This window comes from Acidithiobacillus concretivorus, assembly GCF_018853445.1.
In the GTDB taxonomy this organism is placed as follows: Bacteria; Pseudomonadota; Gammaproteobacteria; order Acidithiobacillales; family Acidithiobacillaceae; genus Acidithiobacillus; species Acidithiobacillus concretivorus.
This window is the reverse complement of the sequence record NZ_JABELD010000127.1, coordinates 1-19,223: the sequence shown is the minus strand read 5'-3', so window position 1 is coordinate 19,223 and position 19,223 is coordinate 1. Positions and strand designations below refer to the sequence as shown.

The following is a 19,223-nucleotide window of genomic DNA, read 5'->3' as shown; positions in this document are numbered from 1 at the left end:
ATCCACCCGGGCTTGGGCTTCACGCACTGCAATAATGTCTCCCGTGCCGATTTTCAGGGTGGCTTGGGTTTGTTGGTAAATGCTTTCCAGCAGTGATTTCTGCTTTTTGGCAACCCGTTCCTGGGCCTGGGCTTCCAGTACCGCAAAATAAGCTTTGGCGACCTGCAGGGCGAGCTGCTGTTCAGAATAGGTCAGGCCGGCAGCGCTGGCTTGTATGCGCGAGTCCGCCTGTTTCAGCGCCGTCCAGGCCTGGCCGTTGAATACGGACTGGGTGATATTGACGCTGTAGCTGTCGGATAAATAGGCGCGATTAATATCGATATTGCCAAAGCCGGTAATGTCGGCGGTATTAAAGCCTACCGCGGCACCAACCCCCACGTGTGGCAGCAAGGCCGAACGCGCCAGAGGCTTGTCCTGCATTTGCGCGGACAGTTCGGCGCGGGCCTGAGCCAGTACCGGGTCGGTATGGTAGGCCTGCTGATAGGCATCAATCAGGTTTTCTGCCCAGGCAGGGGTTACACCCAGAATCCAGGTCACCACAAGGGAGGACCAGAAAATGCGACTAAGGCCCATTATTATGTCCTTATTAAGATAAGTGGGTGCCAAAATAGCGAATCTACATATTTGCGTCAAACCACTATCCGACGCAACAAAACGGCACATGCGTTGGTCATTGCACCGGTTACTCAGTCTGCCAAAACCAGTCTGCGGGTAAGATAGAACGACTCAACCGGACCCACTACCACTGCGGCCCCTACCGGCCCGACAGCCTCATTGTGTGCCGCTGTAACCCGAAGCTCGGCGTACAAGGTCACTGCGCCATCAAGTCCCTTGAAAACTTCTTTACCCCGGTGTCTGGTCGATATGTTCATGTTAAGGCTCCTGATTGGATCACAGATAATTACTCAAGACCAGTCAGGGCATCGAAAATCGGTTCGGCATCACCAATGATTTTAGTCGCCATGGCAAAGCGCACAATTCGTACAGTCTCCAGGACCTTATCCTTGGAAATGCCTTGCAGAAGGCGGCGGTCACAATAAAATCCACTTGACGTATAACGTACTGCGTTGTACGTTTTGCTCATGATTAAGTCCTTTCGTTGTAAAGATACGCAAGCCTTATTTACCGGAGGCGGGGCTTTGCGATTCCAGGCGATTCAGGCAAAAGCGGAACGTAAGTTACTGATGCTGGATTGCGCGAAGGACATTAAAGATCTTAAAAGTCCGCCTGGTAACCATCTGGAAAAACTTTCCGGTGATCGTGCAGGCCAGTGGAGCATTCGCATTAATGATCAGTGGCGAATATGTTTCATTTGGCAGAATGGCGATGTGCATGATGTGGAAATTGTCGATTATCATTAACAGAGGAATCGAAATCATGACCCGAAATGGAATGCGCCCTATTCATCCGGGCGAAGTATTACGTGAGGAGTTTTTGGCCCCGCTGAAAATGACATCACACGCATTGGCTATGGCATTGCGGGTGCCGTCACCACGTATCCATGAAATCATTCGTGAGCGTCGGGCAGTTTCAGCAGATACGGCGTTGCGTTTGTCCCGCTACTTTCAGACCAGCCCGGAATTCTGGTTGGGACTACAAGTTGCTTACGATCTGCGTAAAACGGAAAACGGAACAGGCGCCGCCATTGCCCGCGAAGTACAGCCTAGACAACAGGTGGCATAAGCGCCCAGTTTTAGCCTGAAAACCTTATATTAATCGCACAGAATAATCTACATTAAACTGCGGGCGGCCTTGCCGATACCTTCCGCTGACATGGGATGCTGATCAGCGAAACGCGCCAGGTCATAGGCCGTCATTCCGCCAGCAATGGCCGTGCCCACTTGCCCAATCAGACTGCCTGCATCAATACCTACAATCCATGCTCCGCGAATACGCAAACTGCCGGGCTCAAAAAAGAGCCGGATTTCGCCTTCCAGACGTTCCAGAATTTGCGCTCTGGAATCTTCCGAAAAGGCATAGTGGGCTTCCAGCAGCGACCCCGGGGGTACTTTGGCCGGTGTCAGACCAATATAAGCTGCCGCTGGCAAGGTGAATATCGTTGTGGGGACATGGTCGAAATCCGCATAATCGGCAGGAACGTTCCCCGCCAGAATATTGTGCGCGGCAACCAGAGATTGACGCACCGCCGCATGAAAAAGCGGAACACGTCCATTGACGTCCCCTGCTGCATAAATATGTGGGAAGCGGGTCTGCAGACTGGGGCCCACCTGAATACCATGATGATCAAACGCAATGCCCAGCGCTTCTGCACCTTCTGGAATTACCGGACGACGCCCCACGGCGAGCAGCACTGCATCGACCTCCTGATTTTGTTCCTTGCCATCCTGAAGCCACACAACCCGACGACCTGTACCTGTATTTTCAACACGCTGCACCTCTACATTAGTGCGAAGTTCAAGCCCTTTAGGAAGTAAAGGCAGCAACCGGTTGACCATGCCGGGATCCATGCCGTTCAGGATTTGTGCGCCTTTTTGCAGCAAGGTAACCTCCGTACCCAAGGCAGCAAAAAATGTCGCCGTTTCCAGACCTATGTAACCACCACCGATAACCATCAGTTTTCCGGGCAAGGTCCGCATGGCTGGCGAAGGTTTATACAAATCATGACTGGTCAGGCAGTATTCAGCGCCAGGCAAGGGTGGGATAAAAACCTCTGATCCGCTGGCAATCAGGATGTGTTGGGCATGATAAATATCGGTTCCCGCATCCGTATCTACTTTTACGGTGTGAGGATCTATCAGGCGCGCTACGCCCTTGATCAGGCGAATAAGGGGTTCTGCTGCCAGTTCTGCTGCATGCTGGGCATAACGCCGCTCCTGAATGGCGTCTTTGTGCTGAAGCATGGCGGCAAAATCCACGTGCAGATTGCCCGCGAGGCCATAAGGCTGAAAACGCTGAACATCCTGGTAAAAAGCGGCTGTTTCCCGAATCGCCTTGGAGGGAACGCACCCTTCATACAGACAGTTTCCACTCATCACGCCCTTCGGATCGACCATGAGTACCTTTTTCCCGGCTTTTGCCAGATGAAAAGCGGCCGGATAAGCCCCTCCCCCCGCACCCATGCACAACAAATCCACTTCCTGAACGGTCATTTTGCTGCCCTCTACATGGAATCCAACCTAATAAAGCCTAGCATAGCCAGAAAAAAGAAACAGGCAGATATGAATATATTATTAAAAATCATGATGGCTTTCTCACTTTGTCTATACTCATTGATCGTGAACGATGGGAAGACAGATTGACCGACCGAATCTTGTGCTATCTTATATTAGGATATTGAGATTTGAATTGTGAAGCGGCCACAAAACAAGTTTGGCTAGCGGAGAATGTTTATAAAGGGAGACCACCGCATGCAACCAGTTGATGCAAAGGGTTTTGAAAGCCTGGATTTGAATGCCAGCTTTCAGGCACTGGAAAGTAGCGATAAAGGTTTAAGCAGTAGCGAAGCCAGTAACCGTTTGGGCCAATTTGGCAGTAACCTGCTGGAAGAAAAAGAAATACCACTCTGGCGTAGATTGGTTTCTTATTTTTGGGCACCAATCCCTTGGATGATTGAAGTAGCGGCGGTTTTATCAGCCATTAACGGCGACTGGAAGAGCTTTTTTGTCATTTTTGCCATGCTGCTCATCAACGGCGGCATTGGTTTTTGGGAAGAAAAAGGCGCCAATGACGCCCTTAAGGCGCTGAAAAACCAATTGGCACTCAAGGCGCGGGTCCTGCGGGATCAACAATGGCAAAGCGTTGACGCCGCGCAACTGGTGCCGGGTGACGTCGTTCGTCTGCGCTTGGGGGATATTTTACCGGCAGATATCAAACTCATTTCCGGTGATTATCTGTCCGTGGATCAATCTGCTCTGACGGGCGAGTCTTTACCGGTCAATAAAAAACCCGGAGATGTGGCCTACTCTGGAACCATTGCCAAGCAGGGTGAAATGTTGGGGCTGGTCTATGCAACAGGTTCTGCGACTTTTTTCGGCCGCACGGCAAGCCTGGTGCAAAAAGCCGCACCTGTTTCGCACTTTCAGAAAGCCGTACTTAATATCGGTAACTTTTTAATTGTTCTGGCTCTATCGCTTTCGTTATTGCTGGTTGTTGTAGAACTATTGCGGGGCTTGCCTTTCTTAACTCTGCTGGCTTTTGTCCTGGTGGTGGTGGTGGCTTCCATTCCGGTCGCCATGCCGGCAGTGTTGTCGGTCACCATGGCCCTGGGAGCTCTTGCCCTATCGCGCATGAAGGCCATCGTTTCCAAATTGACTTCCATTGAGGAAATGGCCGGAGTAGATATTCTCTGCTCGGACAAAACCGGAACTTTGACTCAAAACAAAATTACCCTGGGTGAAAGTGCTCTGTTTACCGCACAAAACGAGCAGGAACTTATTCTCGCTGCGGCTTTGGCCAGCAAAGCCGAAGATGCCGACGCCATTGATAATGCCGTGCTTGCCGGACTTCCCGATCGCGATATAACTCTGGCGGCTTTCACTCAGGACAAATTCATTCCTTTTGATCCCATCTCCAAGCGTACGGAAGGGCAACTTCACGGAAGCGACGGACAAAAGTTTCGGGTGAGCAAGGGCGCGCCCCAAGTTCTCATTGAAATGGCCAAACTGGCTGATACCGAACGTGCCAAGGCCGAAAAAGTGGTGGAGGATGCCGCCGCCAAGGGGTTTCGTACTTTGGGGGTGGTCCGTTCCGACGATGATGGGCAAAACTGGCGTTTTCTCGGGATTCTTTCGTTGCTGGATCCGCCCCGGGTCGATTCCAAGCAAACCATCATGGAAGCGCAGGAGCACGGCATCGAAGTCAAGATGGTGACGGGTGATCATCAGGCCATTGCCAGTGAAATTGCCGGCCAATTGAATCTGGGCACGCATATTCTGACCGTCGATGACCGGCTCTCGAAGTTTGCCGAGGGCGGGGCGCTACCCCGGGCGCTGGGCGATGAAATAGAACACTCCGATGGCTTTGCTCAGGTGTTTCCTGAACACAAATACGCCATTGTCAAAGCCTTGCAGCAACGTGGGCATATTGTCGCCATGACGGGCGACGGGGTGAACGATGCTCCGGCGTTGAAACAGGCGGATGTAGGGATTGCTGTATCTGGCGCCACCGACGCCGCTCGCGGTGCTGCCGCCCTGATTCTGACAGCTCCGGGACTGAATGTTATTGTCAAAGCCGTCGAGGAAGCGCGACGTATTTTTGAGCGGATGACCAGTTATACGATTTATCGTATCGCCATGACTCTGGATATTCTGTTTTTTGTGGTCGTGGCCATGCTGATTTTCAACTCCTATCCTTTGACCGCCATCATGGTGGTCCTACTCTCCCTGCTCGATGACATTCCCATTATGACCATTGCCTGGGACCATACCGCAGTGCAGAAGTCACCCGTTCATTGGGAAATGCCGAGAGTGCTCAGTCTGTCCTCGGCTATGGGTATTCTGGCTTTTGCAGGAACCTTCGGGCTCTATCTCATCACGCGTTTTGTTTTTCATATTCCTTTGCCGGAAGCACAGAGCATTATGTTCTTGCAGCTGATTGCCGGCGGGCACCTCATGTTATTCCTGACCAGGGTGCGCGGGCCTTTCTGGCGCCCCCCCTACCCTGCTCCGATTCTCTTGCTGGCCATTGTAGGTACCCAGATTGTGGGCGTAGCTATTGTCGGCTTCGGCTGGCTCATGACCGCCGTCCCCTTGGAGACCATTGGACTGGTGTGGGCATACAACATTGTGTGGATGCTGCTGGCCGACCTTGCCAAATTGGGCATTCACCGACTGATGGATCATGAAGCAGAACATCAGAGCCGGTTTCTGGGCATTCTTAATCGCTCGCTGCATCCTGTCCTAACGGATATAGAACGAGAGGATCTGGCGTTTAACCGCACCATACGCCAAGCCTTTTCCAAACATGGCAAGACCACAGATGCCGGGCAGGAAAATGGAGACCACTGAGCGTGCTGCGCGTGGACCTGCACAGTGCATCGCGGTTTCCGCGCCCCGTCTATAATGCCTGCTATAATGTATAAGAATAGGTGAAGATTGGTTGATACTTTTGCCGGAAAAGACAGCAATCACCCGCATGGGCGGGAGTAAGTGGTCTTGGGTACTTTTTTGGGTGACCAGGACTGGAAAGATGGGGATGCAGATGACCAATCAGGTGGTGTTAACATGCAAATAAAAACGGTTCAGACAAAAGAATACCTGGATCAACGTCCGGGAACTTCAGGACTGCGAAAAAAAGTCAACGTGTTTCAGGAGCCGGGCTACTTAGAGCATTTCATTCAGTCCATTTTTGAGGCTGTGCCCAACCATCAAAATGCCGCCCTGATTTTAGGTGGCGATGGGCGTTATTTTAATCAACAGGCCATCCAGATCATTTTCGGAGGATTAGCAAGCGCTCATTGCCCGATGTAGTAACCTGAAAAACCACCTCACCAGGTAAGCCGCTGAACATTATCAGAGGAATCAGAACCATGGAAACATCATCCAGCCATCAGATTAGTTTCAATGAAGCGCCGTCAACGATCTTTGCAGATTTTGTGCGCATCGATTTAGCCAGTCACCAAGGCCACACACGGTTTTTACAGATTTCACGTTCCACCTTTGATCAACTGAGTCTGCGCATCGGTAATGCGCACAAAGTCAGGCAATGGTGCATCGCGCATTATCACGATGTTGATAATCTATCAACATCAGCGATTGAGCGCTACCTGAGCCTGATGATACGCGCACGCCTAGAATTGGAACAGCGCTTGACAGTCTGTTTGATGGAGCAATGACAAATGACTGTCCCTATAACGCAGTTGTCTATATGGCGGGATTTACAGGCTCACGCCAAAACACTGAAAGGTTCCAGTATTAGGGAAGATGCCGACCCCGCTGAAACCCTTTTTATCGTTTCCTCCAAAACCTTCACCACTCTGGCGACCATGACCAACGCCAGACGGCGCATCAGTGGGTTATTTCCGCTCTAGGAGAAGAGGCTGTGCCGCACCACTTTAAAGTCGTGGGGCATGAACTTTTGTCCATGTGAAACGTGGTTTATTTTCTGCAGATAAGGAGCTTGTGATGACATTACGTATCGGTATCAATGGTTATGGCAGAATTGGCCGGATGATTTTACGGGCTATTTATGAGAGCCAGCGTACGGAAGAAATCCAGATTGTCGCGGTCAACGATCTGGGTGATCCAGCAACCAATGCCCACCTGACCCAATATGATTCCGTGCATGGTCGCTTTCCTTTTCCGGTCAGCATTGACGGAGATTCTATTTGTATTGGCAAAGACCATGTGAAAGTTCTGGCCGAACGGGACCCCGCCAAGCTGCCCTGGGGAGATTTAGGCGTAGATCTGGTCATTGAATCCACCGGATTTTTTGCCACCCGCGACAAGGCCGCTCTACACCTGCAGGGCGGCGCAAAAAAAGTGCTGATTTCTGCACCGGCCAAAGATCCTGTGGATCTGACGGTGGTTTACGGAGTCAATCATCATCTTCTGGATCCCGACAAGCACGTCATTGTCTCCAATGGCTCCTGCACGACCAACTGCCTGGCACCTCTCGCCAAGACGCTCCATGATTTTGCGGGCATCGAACAAGGGACCATGAACACCATTCATGCCATGACCAATGATCAACGGATTACCGATGTCTTCCATAAAGACCTGCATCGGGCGCGTGCCGCCGGGATGAGCATGATTCCGACAACAACGGGCTCAGCCAAGGCTATCGGTCTGGTCATTCCGGAACTCGACGGCAAGCTGGACGGTTTTGCCATCCGTGTGCCTACCCATAATGTTTCCATTGTTGATTTGACCTGCCTGGTCAGCAAAGAAGTGACCGTTGACGATGTGCATCAGGTCATGCAGGCAGTATCCGAAGGTCCACTCAAGGGCATCATGGCCATCAATGACAAACCTCTCGTTTCCATTGATTTCAACCACGACCCGCATTCCAGCACCTATGAGAAATCGCTGACCAAGGTTAAGGGTAAACTGGTCAAGATCTGTGGCTGGTATGACAATGAATGGGGATTTTCGAACCGTATGGTTGATGTTTCTCTCGCCATGATGGGGTTGAATCGCTAGCCATCAAGGGAGGGGACATGGCCTTATTATCAATGACGGATGTGGCTCTTCAGGGAAAGCGCGTGCTTATTCGCGAAGATCTCAATGTACCCATCAATGAACAGGGCGAAATTGCGGATGATACGCGCATCCGTTCCAGTTTGGATACCTTGCGTTACGCCATAGAAGCGGGAGCCCGGGTAATGGTTATGTCCCACTTGGGACGGCCCGTAGAAGGGCATTGGGATGCCAAATTCAGCTTGTCCGTGGTTGCAGATCGCGTGGGCACTTTATTAAGCCGGAAAATTCCGCTGATTCGCGACTGGACGACCGAGCAGGGCGCGGCCCAGCTGCATGTCCTGCAGGACGCACAAATAGTTCTACTGGAAAATGTCCGGTTCAATGTCGGTGAAGCGGAAGGATTGCTCATTGGCCGATCTCTTTACGATGCAACACTTGTCGAAAAAGCGCGAAACCTGATGCGCTTGGCTAAAAGTGCAGGAAAACCGATTCCGCTTCCAGAGGATTTCACCGTCGCAGAGCAGATTAGCGCAGAGGCACAGACAAAAGTCTGCGCCAGGGACCAGATTGGCTCCGGCGACTATATTGTTGATCTTGGAACGCAAACCATTGCACAGTATGAGCAGATCCTCATGGGCGCGCAGACCATTATTTGGAATGGACCGATCGGCATTGTGGAGTACCCTGCCTTCTCCCTGGGTACCCGGTGCCTTGCCAATGCCATTGCACAAAGCGATGCTTATTCGCTGATTGGCGGAGGCGATACCATTGCAGCTATCAACCGGATGGGTCTGGAATCGGAGATGTCGTACATCAGTACAGGCGGTGGCGCTTTGCTCGAATTTCTCGAAGGAAAAAGTTTGCCCGCCATCCAGATCATTGAAGAGAGGAACGCAGGTCTCTTGGGAAGTGCATCATGATGCAAGCAGACAAAGAGCAGGTACATCCGGTATTACTGGTGATCTTTGACGGTTTCGGCCTGAACCCCAATCGCGCTTATAACGGCTGGGCACAGGCGCGCACCCCGCATCTCGACCATTATTTTGCCAGTTTTCCGCATACGGCGCTCCAGGCGTCGGGGCGTGCCGTCGGCTTGCCGGATGGTCAGTTTGGTAACTCGGAAGTGGGCCATCTCACTCTGGGCTCGGGTCGGGTGTTACTCCAGGATCTCGTGCGCATTTCCGACAGTCTCGCCTCCGGCCATTTTGCCAGCATCCCGGCTTGGCAAAAAATTTTGCAGGGAACAGCACGCTTGCATCTGGTGGGTATGGTGTCTGATGGCGGCGTCCATTCGCATATCGACCATCTTCTGGCGATCTTGCCTTTGCTGGTGCAAGCGGGTGTGGAGCCTGTAGTCCATATGATTACCGATGGGCGCGATACGGCACCACGCTGCGCAGACCGTTTCGCAGCCACGCTAGAAAAAGCTTTCCAAGAGCTCGGCAAAGGCAGGATTGCCACAATTTGCGGTCGTTATAGCGCTATGGACCGGGCCGGACATTGGGACCGCACGCAGCAAGCCTGGGCAGCCTTGCTGCGTGGTGAAGGTTTGCAGGCAGACAGCGCCGAAACCGCGATACATCAAGCCTGGCAGCGTGATGAGGGAGACGAATTCATTCAGCCCACGATTATCGGTAATCCGCAAGAATATCGCATTACTGAGCAGGAGCCTGTGTTCTTTTTCAACTTTCGCTCCGACCGCATGCGTCAACTTAGTGCAGCCATTGCCATGCCCGATTTCACCTATTTTGATCGAGGCACGGAAAGGGCCAGAAAAGCGCTGTGCATGACTTCCTACAATGATGAATATTCTTTTCCGGTGCTTTTCCCCCCGGAAATTCCCGAACAGGTTTTAGCGGAAGTAATCAGTAACGCTGGACTTAAGCAATTTCACTGTGCGGAAACTGAAAAATATGCGCATGTCACTTATTTTTTCAATGGCGGGCGGGAAGAACCATTCCCTGGCGAGGATCGTGAAATTATTCCGTCCCCACAGGTTGCTACCTACGATCTGAAACCGGAAATGAGTGCAGCACAGGTTGCAGATCGCATTATTGCCGCCTTGCAAAGTGGTCAATACCATTTCATCGTGGTGAATTTTGCCAATGGTGACATGGTGGGCCACACCGCGAAAATCCCAGCCATTCTCAGGGCGGTAGAGACCCTTGACCTGCAGTTCCATCGGGTCGTCCAGGTGGCCAGGCAACAGGGCTTTAAAGTGATTCTGACTGCAGATCATGGTAACTGTGATGAAATGGTCGATCCAGTCAGTGGTGAGCCCCACACCCAGCACACCGTTTATCCCGTACCCATGCTATTGATTGATGAGCATCCGGCGTTACTGGGAGTCGGTCGCGGAACAGCAGATATTGCACCCACCATTCTGGAGCTCATGCGACTCCCACAACCCAAGCAAATGACTGGTACGAGCTTAATCCTCAATCCACGCAGGCCCTAATGCTTTTTTAGATCTCAGGAGAAATACCATGACCGCCAAAGATCGCCTCACCGATGTACAGCAGCTGATGGAAAATCTCAAACAGGATTATCCAGCCGAAATCAACTCCTTTTTGGGTTTTATGGGGAAGGCGGAAGGAAACCCGGCCCTGAGTGCGGTACAAAAAGAGCTGATTAACGTGGCCCTGTCGGTGGCCGCGCAATGTGAATGGTGCATTGCCTTGCACACCAAAAACGCCATTGCAGCCGGAGCCAGTCGGGATGAAATCATGAGTGCCGGTTTCATGGCCGTCATTATGCACGGTGGCCCGGCCCTGATGTATCTGGTACCCCTGAGCAAGGCGTTGGATGAGTTTTTCACGGAGGACCACCATGGATAGACTACAGATGCGCGCCATGCTCCGGGATATGCTCCGCGCCCGCGCTTTTGAAGAGGCCGCTGCCCAGGGTTATGCCCAAGGACAGATTGCCGGTTTTTTGCACCTGTATCCGGGTGAGGAGGCAGTGGCCGTAGGGATATTACATGCCGCCGAACCGGGTGACTATGTCGTCAGCACCTACCGGGAGCATGTCCATGCCCTGGTTCGGGGGATTCCTGCGCGGGAAATCATGGCGGAACTGCATGGCAAGATCACCGGCATCAGCAAAGGGATGGGCGGTTCCATGCATCTATTTGATGCCAGTCGGCGCTTTTTGGGGGGCTATGCCATTGTCGGCGAAACCTTTCCCATCGCTTTGGGGGCAGCTTACGCCGTCGCCTACCGCCGCCTGCCGGAAGCCGTGATCTGCTTTTTTGGCGATGGCGCGGTCAACCAGGGTACTTTTCATGAATCCCTGAATATGGCGGCGCTCTGGAAACTCCCCATTCTCTTTGTCTGTGAGAACAATCACTATCAGATCGGTACGGAAATTCACCGTCATTCGGCTATTACCGAGGTGTATAAGCGCGCCTGCGGCTACGGGATTCCGGCGGAAAAAGTCGACGGCATGGATGTTCTTGCGGTGCATGCCGCTGCCCAAAAGGCGCTGGAGCGGGTTCGCAGCAGCGACGGGCCCCAATTTCTGGAGCTGGAAACCTACCGTTATCGCGGACACTCCATGGCAGATCCGGCGAGCTATCGCCCCAATGTGGAACTGAATGCCTATCAAGCCAACGATCCCATTGCCGCAGCTATCCACGAAGCGGAATCCGCTTATCCCTCTGCAGGAGCGATGGCTGCCGTAGGTACCGACTGCATTAGCCACTTTTGTGACCATTGCTGCCAGGAAGGTCATCTCAACGAGGCGGAAATCACCCGATTACGTCAGGAAGTACAGACGGAAGTGGATGACGCCGTCCGTTTTGCCCAACAAAGCGCGGAGCCGGACATGCAAGATGCCTGGTCCGTCTTTCATCATAATCGCCGTTATGAAGTACTGATGGAGACAGCCCCATGAGCGATCTTTTTTATTGGCAGGCGCTGAATCGTGCCATGGATGCAGAAATGGCGGCGAACGAGACCGTCATCACGCTGGGCGAAGACGTAGGTCTTTATGGCGGGACCTACCGGGTGACGGAAGGTCTCATGGCCAAATATGGCGAATGGCGCGTGCGCGATACACCCATTTCCGAAAACAGCTTTACCGGCCTTGGTGTAGGCGCGGCGATGCTGGGTCTGCGTCCGGTGGTCGAAATCATGACCATCAATTTTGCCCTGTTTGCCATTGACGCCATCATCAACATGGCCGCCAAAATCCCGTTCATGTCCGGGGGGCAATTTCCCATGCCCCTGACCATTCGCATGCCGGGTGGCATTGCCCGACAACTGGGTGCCCAGCATTCCCAGCGCCTGGAGCATACCCTCATGAACGTGCCCGGATTGCGGATAGCCGTTCCCGCCACGCCTCAGGATGCCTACTGGCAACTACGCCAAGCCATTCATAGTGATGACGCTCTCATTATTCTGGAGCATGAACTGCTGTATTTCAGTAAGGGCGATGTCAATGAAAATGCTGTTGCCCCGCCTGTTCATCAGGCTCTGCTTCGTCGTCAGGGACGGGACATTACCTGTATTTCTTATTCCAGGATGGTGATTCTGGCTCTGGAAGCTGCGGAGTTTCTGGCCAAAGAAGGCATTGAAATGACGGTCATTGATTTGCGCAGTCTGGCGCCCATCGACTGGGATACCTGCGTGCAATCCGTGCAGCAAACCCATCACTGTCTGATTGTGGAAGAAGACTGCCGTTTTGCCGGAGCGGGTGCGGAATTGAGCGCCACCCTTCAGGAACGCTGCTTTTATTTTCTGGATAGTCCCATCCAGAGGGTAGCAGGAATGGATATTCCCACGCCCTTCAATGGCCAGCTCGAAGCCGCCAGTATCCCGCGTACGGAAGACATCATTAAGGCAGCCCGACAAATGTTGGGCGTGCCCGGAGGTCAATCATGAAAAACTCCATTACCATGCCGGTGTTGTCGGACACCATGCAAACCGGTCGCCTGACCCGCTGGAACAAGTCCGTTGGTGATGCCATCAAAAAGGGCGAAGCCATTGCCGAAGTCGAAACCGATAAAGCGATTCTGGACGTGGAGGCCTTTGCAGATGGTTTTCTGGCCGGACCATTGGCGGCTACGGACACCGATATTCCGGTTCGCCAGGTTATCGGGTATATCGTTGACCAAGCACCGGCCATGGCACCGGATGCGCCTGCTACTCCTGCCTCGCCCGAGCCTCATGCGGCTGTTGCAGATGCTGCACCAGTGCCGGTTTCGGCACCGGCCGCGCAAATCGCGGCGACGGGAATAGCAAATCCCGCTCCATCACCGTCCCAAGCAAGCCCTTCCGCACCGCTAAGGCAAAACACCGAGACAATCTCTACAAAATCCAGCGACCATGCCGACGGGGTGCTGATTTCTCCCTACGCCCGCGCTCTGGCGGCAGATCTGAATCTGGACATACGCCAGATCACGCCGGGACCGGATGGGGTGATACATGCCAGTCAGGTTCTGGCCGTAGCCTTAGCGCCTCAGGACGTGGACTTGCGCATGGGTCCACCCTACCAGATGGAAAAGCCCAGTGCCCTGCGGGCTGCCGTCGCCCGTAACATGTCAGCAACCCTCCATACACCGACTTTTTTGATCAGTAGCCGCTTTGACCTGGTACCCATACAAAAAGCAGCAAAAAACGCCGGGTTGAGTTTCACACTGGCATTGAGCAAGGCTTGTGCCCTGACCGTGGCCGAAGACCCCTGGTTCAATCACACCTGGACCAGCCAGGGTCTCGCCAAACGGCAGCGGGTGGATTTAGGGATAGCCGTAGATACCGGTGCAGGTCTGATCACCCCGGTGCTGCGAGATGCTGCAGGTCGAGTATTATCCGAACTCGCGGAGGATTGGCGCATCCTGCTGGGCAAGATCAAAAAAGGCCGGATCACCCCTAGCGACTATCAGGGCGCCAGTTTTTATCTGTCCAATCTGGGCATTTTCCCGGAAATCGAGCGCTTCAATGCCATTGTGCCCACGGGTGCAGCAGCCATTCTGGCGGTGGCTGCTGCCGGTAGCGATGGACTGACAGATTTTACCTTGAGTTGTGATCATCGGGTGATTTTCGGGGCAGATGCGGCGCGTTTCCTTCAGCGTCTGGGCAAACGTCTGGAGGATTTGTCTTGGCTGAAATAACCCGGATTCTGTCCATCAACAGCGGCTCTTCTTCCATCAAGTTTGCCCTGTTTGCCTTTGGCGCAGGGCTTGAGGAGCAGCAGCTTAGTGGGGCTGTCGAACGTATTGGCCAAAGTGTCGGGAGAATATGGCTCGACCGGACGGATCAACGGGTACTGGACCGACAACAAGCCTTCCCGGATCAAACAGCCGCTTTGCAGGCCATTGTGCAGGCCTTAACCGAACTGGGTAACAACCATCCTGATGCCATCGGTCACCGGATTGTTTCCGGCGGGCCGCATCGCCAGACCCATGTGCGCATTGATAAAGCCGTCCTCAACGATCTACGCAACGCCCTGGCTTTTGCCCCCTTGCATTTACCGGCCGAAATCGCTGCCATCGAGTCTCTGGAAAAAATCTGGCCGGGGAAAACCCAGGTAGCCTGTCTGGACACCGCGTTTCACCAAAATTTGCCGGAAGTAGCTGCGCGCCTGCCGCTGCCGCGCAATCTCTGGCAGGAAGGGGTGCGAAAATATGGCTTTCATGGCCTCTCTTACGAGTATATTGTCAGCCAGCTTCCGGATCAGGGGAAAGCCCCCACCATCATTGCCCACTTGGGGAATGGGGCCAGCATGGCGGCCGTTGCCGATGGCCGTTGTCTGGACACCACCATGGGCTTAACCCCTACCGGTGGTCTGGTCATGGGTACCCGCTCCGGGGATCTGGATCCGGGCATACTCCTTTATTTAATGGCCGAAAAAGGCTACACCGCGCCACAACTGGAGCGGCTGCTCAATCATCTTTCCGGCTTGCTGGGGATTTCGGCCTGTAGCGGTGACATGCAGATTCTGCTTCAGCAACGTGAACAGAATCCGCATGCGGCACAGGCCATTGCCCAGTTTGCCTATAGTGCCCGCAAGCATATCGGTAGTCTCATGGCCGTGCTGGGCAGCGTTCAGCGCCTGATTTTTACCGGCGGCATTGGCGAACATGCGGCGGCCGTGCGCTGGGCCATTTGTCGTCCTCTTGAAGCGCTAGGATTTCACCTGGACCCCGTGGCAAATTCCGCAGTCGCTCAGGAGACCCGCCGGATTTCAGCACGGGAAAGCCCCATTGAGATACTGATGATGCCTACCGATGAGGATTTGATGATCGCTCGCCATACCCTGCGACTATTTGGCACGGATACTCCATGAATCTCAATATGTTATATGGATAAGCTCAACCCCGGAGGAAGCAAAGATGTCCTATCCACACTTTGATGATCTGCTCGCTGCCATTGCACCCCTCCCGGATATTCCTGTAGCGGTGGTGGATGCGGCCGAGGAACATGTGTTGCGCGGTGCCTGCGAGGCCAAGAAACAAAGCATTGTCGAGCCCGTGTTGATTGGGGATGCGGTTAAAATCCGGCATCTGCTCCAACAGATGGGAGCCGATTCGGGCAGTTGTTCCAACTTTCAGATCGTCGCCGCCGACAATCCCGATGATGCTGCCGCCAAAGGCGTGGAAATGGTCCTTTCAGGAACAGCAAAAGCGCTGATGAAAGGGCATTTGCACAGTGACGCTTTTCTCCATCCCATTCTCGCCAAACTCCGTACGGAAAAGCGTCTTTCCCATATATTCGTTACCGATATTTCCAGCTATCACAAACTCCTGCTGATTACCGATGCGGCCATCAACATCACCCCGGATTTGCCGACCAAAGCCGCCATTTTGCAAAATGCCATCGACCTGGCGCATATTCTGGATGTCGCCCACCCCAAGGCTGCTATTCTTTCGGCGGTAGAAGTCGTCAACCCGGCCATTGTCTCGACCGTGGACGCCGCCTGTCTTTCCAAGATGGCCGAGCGCGGTCAAATTACCGATGCGCTGGTCGATGGGCCACTGGCTTTTGATAATGCCATTTCCAAAGAATCCGCGCAGATCAAAGGCATCCGCAGTGAAGTCGCGGGAGATGCCGATATCCTGCTGGTACCCGATCTGGTGTCCGGCAACATCCTCGCCAAGGACCTGGAATATCTGGCCGGAGCCACCATGGCTGGCATTGTCATGGGGGCCAAAGTGCCCGTCATACTTACCTCCCGGGCTGATCCTGCCCGGGCCCGACTGGTTTCGGCGGCCTTGGCCGCACTGATTCATTACCATAAAACGGGAGTCCATTGCGAATGACTGAATCTGAGCCATGCCAGGCCATCGCCACCCTGACCCTCAATCCGGCGGTAGATATTGCCTATGAAGTCCCGCACCTGATTCCCGATCAGAAAAGCCTTGCCCTGACTACCCGCTATGATCCCGGCGGTAATGGCGTGAATGTGGCCCGCGCCCTCAAGGAACTCCTGGTTTGCGCCCATAGCTGCTGCATCGTGGCCGGCAATATTGGTGACTTATTACAGAAACTGCTGCAACATCAACTGGACAGTCCGCATTGCGTGCGTGTGGAAGGCGAAACCCGGGTCAATGCCACCATACTTCAGGGGGACCCTCCTGCGCAGTTTGAGGTGACCGGTATCGGTCCACTGGTTTCCGAGCTTGCGCTCAGTACCGTCAAAGCCAGCTTTCTGGAACTCTGCAAGGGCGGATATGCGGTACTCACCGGCTCGGTGCCTCCGGGGGTGCCCGATCACATCTACGGCGACATGGTGGATCAGGTGCAGGCCGATAATGGCAAGGCCATAGTCGATGCCCATGGCGCGTTATTACAAATGGCCCTGCCCCATCAGCCATACCTTATCAAACCCAATCGCTATGAACTCTCTGTGCTCAGACAGCGCGAGTTACCGACACTGGAAGACGTCGCCCAGGAGGCGCGCACCATCCAGCGGGAAGGCGTCCAGTATGTTTGCATCTCTCTGGGCGGTGATGGTGCCCTGCTGGTTGGTCCTGACGGCAGTTATCTGGCCAAAGCCCCGGCCATAGCGGTCAAATCCACCGTTGGCGCGGGAGACTCCATGGTTGCCGGACTGGTAGCGGCGCTCGCACGCCAGCAAAGTCCCGCCGAGGCGTTGCGGCTGGCCGTTGCTTGTGGCAGCGGCACGGCGGCACGGCCTGGTACGGAAATATTTACGCACAGTCTGGTGGTTGACCTGCTACAACAGGTCAACGTCAAGGTGCTGGACATTTAAAAGGAGTTTTACAAGATGATGGAACATACGACGGATATCCTGATTGTCGGCGGTGGTCCTGCGGGAATGATGACGGGCATTACCGCCGCCCAATTTTCTCCCCACAAAAAGGTTCTGGTGCTTCGCCCCGAGACGGACGCCGTTATTCCCTGCGGAATTCCCTATATTTTCGGCACCCTGGGAGGCACCGAAGAGGACATGGCCGGACGTGCGCCGCTGCTCGCGGCAGGTGGACAACTCCAGGTTGGTAAAGTCGCCAGCATAGATCGCAACGCGCGCACCGCCACCCTGGAAAACGGTGATCTCATCCATTGGGAGCGTCTGGTTCTGGCAACTGGGGCCGAAAACTTCATTCCGCCCATTCCGGGCACCCACCTGGAAGGCGTTTTCAGCATTCACAAAGATTATGACTATCTCGACAAACTGTTCAGCACCCTGATTCCGCAAATCAAAAAACTGGCGATTATTGGCGGAGGGTTTATTGGTGTGGAGTTTGCCGACGAAATCCGCAAGCGTGGCATTGAGGTCCACATTGTCGAGATGCTCCCCCATTTGATGCAGGCCGCCTTTGATCTGGATGCCTGTACGGCGGTGGAAAAGCAACTCAGCGCGCACGGCGTCCATATTCATACTGGCTGCAAAGTGGAAGCCCTTCTGGCCGGTGCCGATGGCAAACGGGTAGGCAAAGTACAGATCGCCGGACAGGATAGCTTGGAGGTCGATGCGGTTCTGATTGCTATCGGTACCCGTCCGCAGGTGGATCTGGCCAGGGCTATGGGTCTGACCCTGAGCCGCTCAGGCGGTGTCTGGGTTGATGCCTTTCAACGCACGCGGGAAGATCCGCATATTTTTGCGGTGGGTGATTGTGCCCACAAACAGGACTTTTTCACGCGCAAGGCCAATCATGCCATGATCGCCTCACAAGCCGCCGCTGAAGGTCGCATTGCCGGAATGAATTTGTATGGCCTGCGCCAATTGCGCTCCAATGCTGGCTCCGTGAGCGTCTACGCCAGTGAAATTGATGGTTTGGCCTTTGGTGTGGCCGGCTTGACCCAACATCAGGCCGAACAGGAAGGCTTTCCGATTTTGAGTGGAGAAGCGCGCCTGCCCGACCACCATCCGGCCTCCATGCCCAATACCACGGAAATTTTTTGCCGCGTCATTTTCGCTGCTGATTCCTTACAAATCCTAGGTGGACAGGTCCTGGGCGGCGCCACCACCGGAGAACTGGTCAATACCATCGGTCTTGCCATTCAGATGCATGCTACTGCACCCGATCTGGTCAGCATGCAGTTTGGCAGCCAGCCGCGCCTGACCCCTTCGTTGCATCCACTGGTTGCCGCAACTGGGGATGCCCTGCAACGTCATTATGCCCTCCTCCACCCCTGCGTGGATGACAGCCAATGATGAAGCTCCCCAAACATCGCAGTAAAATTGTCTGCACTATCGGGCCCGCATCCGATGCGCCCAAGGTACTGGAGCAGATGATTCGGGCGGGTATGAATGTCGCCCGCCTCAACCTTGCCCACGGCACCGCCGATGAACATCGGGCGCGTATTGTCCGCATCCGTGATGCCGCCCGGAAGACCGGGCATCGCGTCGCCATTCTGGCCGACCTGCCCGGCCCGAAAATCCGCATTGGCAGCTTGCCAGCACCGGTTACTCTCAAACATGGGGATCATGTACTGCTGGCTCCGGGCGCACCGGGCACAGCGCAGGCCATCCCTTTAGAACTGCCACGCCTTGCCAAGCCGCTCGTCAAGGGTGATACGGTCTATCTAAATGACGGTTTTCTGGAACTTCGGGTAGAAAAACATGATGCGCAGGGCGTTTTATGTCTGGTGATCGTCGGTGGCGTACTGCTTTCTCACAAAGGCGTCAATTTACCGAGTGTTTATCTGGAGGGGGGGG

At 54.0% G+C, this 19,223-nt stretch carries 22 protein-coding genes; 18 read left to right on the top strand and 4 right to left on the bottom strand.

Annotated elements, in window-relative coordinates:
* From HJG40_RS13500 to HJG40_RS13490, 3 genes are all read right to left on the bottom strand, one after another.
* A partial coding sequence (locus tag HJG40_RS13500; protein WP_215864678.1) for a TolC family protein occupies nt 1-573 on the bottom strand: 573 nt, incomplete at its 3' end.
* Nucleotides 574-686: 113 nt separating this feature from the next.
* Nucleotides 687-872: a hypothetical protein gene (locus tag HJG40_RS13495; RefSeq protein WP_215864677.1), complete on the bottom strand. Its 186-nt coding sequence runs from the start codon at nt 870-872 to the stop codon at nt 687-689.
* 29 nt (nt 873-901) lie between these two features.
* Entirely contained in the window at nt 902-1,084 is a 183-nt protein-coding gene (locus HJG40_RS13490; RefSeq protein WP_215864676.1) for a hypothetical protein, read from the bottom strand.
* Between HJG40_RS13490 and HJG40_RS13485 the strand changes: the two genes are divergently transcribed.
* Both HJG40_RS13485 and HJG40_RS13480 read left to right on the top strand, forming a co-directional pair.
* Complete coding sequence (locus tag HJG40_RS13485; protein WP_215864675.1) at nt 1,083-1,361, top strand: type II toxin-antitoxin system RelE/ParE family toxin; 279 nt, start codon at nt 1,083-1,085, stop codon at nt 1,359-1,361. The genes HJG40_RS13490 and HJG40_RS13485 overlap by 2 nt on opposite strands.
* Before the next feature lie 16 nt (nt 1,362-1,377).
* On the top strand, nt 1,378-1,683 hold the full coding sequence (locus HJG40_RS13480; protein WP_215864674.1) for a HigA family addiction module antitoxin: 306 nt from the start codon (nt 1,378-1,380) through the stop codon (nt 1,681-1,683).
* A gap of 47 nt (nt 1,684-1,730) precedes the next feature.
* On the opposite strand, the gene HJG40_RS13475 is transcribed toward HJG40_RS13480, so the two are convergent.
* Nucleotides 1,731-3,110 carry a dihydrolipoyl dehydrogenase gene (locus tag HJG40_RS13475; protein WP_215864673.1) on the bottom strand — a complete coding sequence of 460 codons (1,380 nt, stop codon included), beginning with the start codon at nt 3,108-3,110 and terminating at the stop codon, nt 1,731-1,733.
* Between the two features lie 258 nt (nt 3,111-3,368).
* On the opposite strand from HJG40_RS13475, the gene HJG40_RS13470 reads away from it, so the two are divergent.
* From HJG40_RS13470 to HJG40_RS13395, 16 genes are all read left to right on the top strand, one after another.
* Nucleotides 3,369-5,966 (top strand): plasma-membrane proton-efflux P-type ATPase, encoded by a 2,598-nt coding sequence (locus HJG40_RS13470; RefSeq protein WP_215864672.1) that lies wholly within the window; start codon nt 3,369-3,371, stop codon nt 5,964-5,966.
* Nucleotides 5,967-6,125: 159 nt separating this feature from the next.
* Complete coding sequence (locus HJG40_RS13465; RefSeq protein WP_226857464.1) at nt 6,126-6,428, top strand: hypothetical protein; 303 nt, start codon at nt 6,126-6,128, stop codon at nt 6,426-6,428.
* A 59-nt stretch (nt 6,429-6,487) separates the two neighbouring features.
* Nucleotides 6,488-6,793, top strand: coding sequence for a hypothetical protein (locus tag HJG40_RS13460; RefSeq protein ID WP_215864671.1), 306 nt, complete (start codon nt 6,488-6,490; stop codon nt 6,791-6,793).
* Nucleotides 6,794-6,796: 3 nt separating this feature from the next.
* Nucleotides 6,797-6,988: a phosphoglucose isomerase-related protein gene (locus tag HJG40_RS13455; protein ID WP_226857463.1), complete on the top strand. Its 192-nt coding sequence runs from the start codon at nt 6,797-6,799 to the stop codon at nt 6,986-6,988.
* Nucleotides 6,989-7,082: 94 nt separating this feature from the next.
* Complete coding sequence (gap, locus tag HJG40_RS13450) at nt 7,083-8,099, top strand: type I glyceraldehyde-3-phosphate dehydrogenase (RefSeq protein WP_215864670.1); 1,017 nt, start codon at nt 7,083-7,085, stop codon at nt 8,097-8,099.
* A gap of 17 nt (nt 8,100-8,116) precedes the next feature.
* Nucleotides 8,117-9,019: a phosphoglycerate kinase gene (gene pgk, locus HJG40_RS13445; RefSeq protein ID WP_215864669.1), complete on the top strand. Its 903-nt coding sequence runs from the start codon at nt 8,117-8,119 to the stop codon at nt 9,017-9,019.
* Entirely contained in the window at nt 9,016-10,557 is a 1,542-nt protein-coding gene (gene gpmI, locus HJG40_RS13440; RefSeq protein WP_226857462.1) for a 2,3-bisphosphoglycerate-independent phosphoglycerate mutase, read from the top strand. Before pgk ends, gpmI begins: the two co-directional genes overlap by 4 nt.
* 28 nt (nt 10,558-10,585) lie before the next feature.
* On the top strand, nt 10,586-10,936 hold the full coding sequence (locus tag HJG40_RS13435) for a carboxymuconolactone decarboxylase family protein (RefSeq protein ID WP_215864668.1): 351 nt from the start codon (nt 10,586-10,588) through the stop codon (nt 10,934-10,936).
* Nucleotides 10,929-11,993 carry a thiamine pyrophosphate-dependent enzyme gene (locus HJG40_RS13430; RefSeq protein ID WP_215864667.1) on the top strand — a complete coding sequence of 355 codons (1,065 nt, stop codon included), beginning with the start codon at nt 10,929-10,931 and terminating at the stop codon, nt 11,991-11,993. The genes HJG40_RS13435 and HJG40_RS13430 overlap by 8 nt, the downstream gene beginning before the upstream one ends.
* Nucleotides 11,990-12,982: an alpha-ketoacid dehydrogenase subunit beta gene (locus HJG40_RS13425; protein WP_215864666.1), complete on the top strand. Its 993-nt coding sequence runs from the start codon at nt 11,990-11,992 to the stop codon at nt 12,980-12,982. The genes HJG40_RS13430 and HJG40_RS13425 overlap by 4 nt, the downstream gene beginning before the upstream one ends.
* Nucleotides 12,979-14,211 (top strand): 2-oxo acid dehydrogenase subunit E2, encoded by a 1,233-nt coding sequence (locus HJG40_RS13420; protein WP_215864665.1) that lies wholly within the window; start codon nt 12,979-12,981, stop codon nt 14,209-14,211. Before HJG40_RS13425 ends, HJG40_RS13420 begins: the two co-directional genes overlap by 4 nt.
* On the top strand, nt 14,199-15,386 hold the full coding sequence (locus HJG40_RS13415; RefSeq protein WP_215864664.1) for an acetate/propionate family kinase: 1,188 nt from the start codon (nt 14,199-14,201) through the stop codon (nt 15,384-15,386). Before HJG40_RS13420 ends, HJG40_RS13415 begins: the two co-directional genes overlap by 13 nt.
* Nucleotides 15,367-16,359, top strand: a complete 993-nt coding sequence (locus HJG40_RS13410) for a bifunctional enoyl-CoA hydratase/phosphate acetyltransferase (protein ID WP_226857461.1) — start codon at nt 15,367-15,369, stop codon at nt 16,357-16,359. The genes HJG40_RS13415 and HJG40_RS13410 overlap by 20 nt, the downstream gene beginning before the upstream one ends.
* Complete coding sequence (locus HJG40_RS13405; protein WP_215864662.1) at nt 16,356-17,312, top strand: 1-phosphofructokinase family hexose kinase; 957 nt, start codon at nt 16,356-16,358, stop codon at nt 17,310-17,312. Before HJG40_RS13410 ends, HJG40_RS13405 begins: the two co-directional genes overlap by 4 nt.
* Before the next feature lie 15 nt (nt 17,313-17,327).
* Entirely contained in the window at nt 17,328-18,719 is a 1,392-nt protein-coding gene (locus HJG40_RS13400; protein WP_215864661.1) for an FAD-dependent oxidoreductase, read from the top strand.
* Nucleotides 18,716-19,223: pyruvate kinase (locus tag HJG40_RS13395; protein ID WP_264317580.1), on the top strand; the 508-nt coding region annotated here is incomplete at its 3' end. The genes HJG40_RS13400 and HJG40_RS13395, both read left to right, overlap by 4 nt.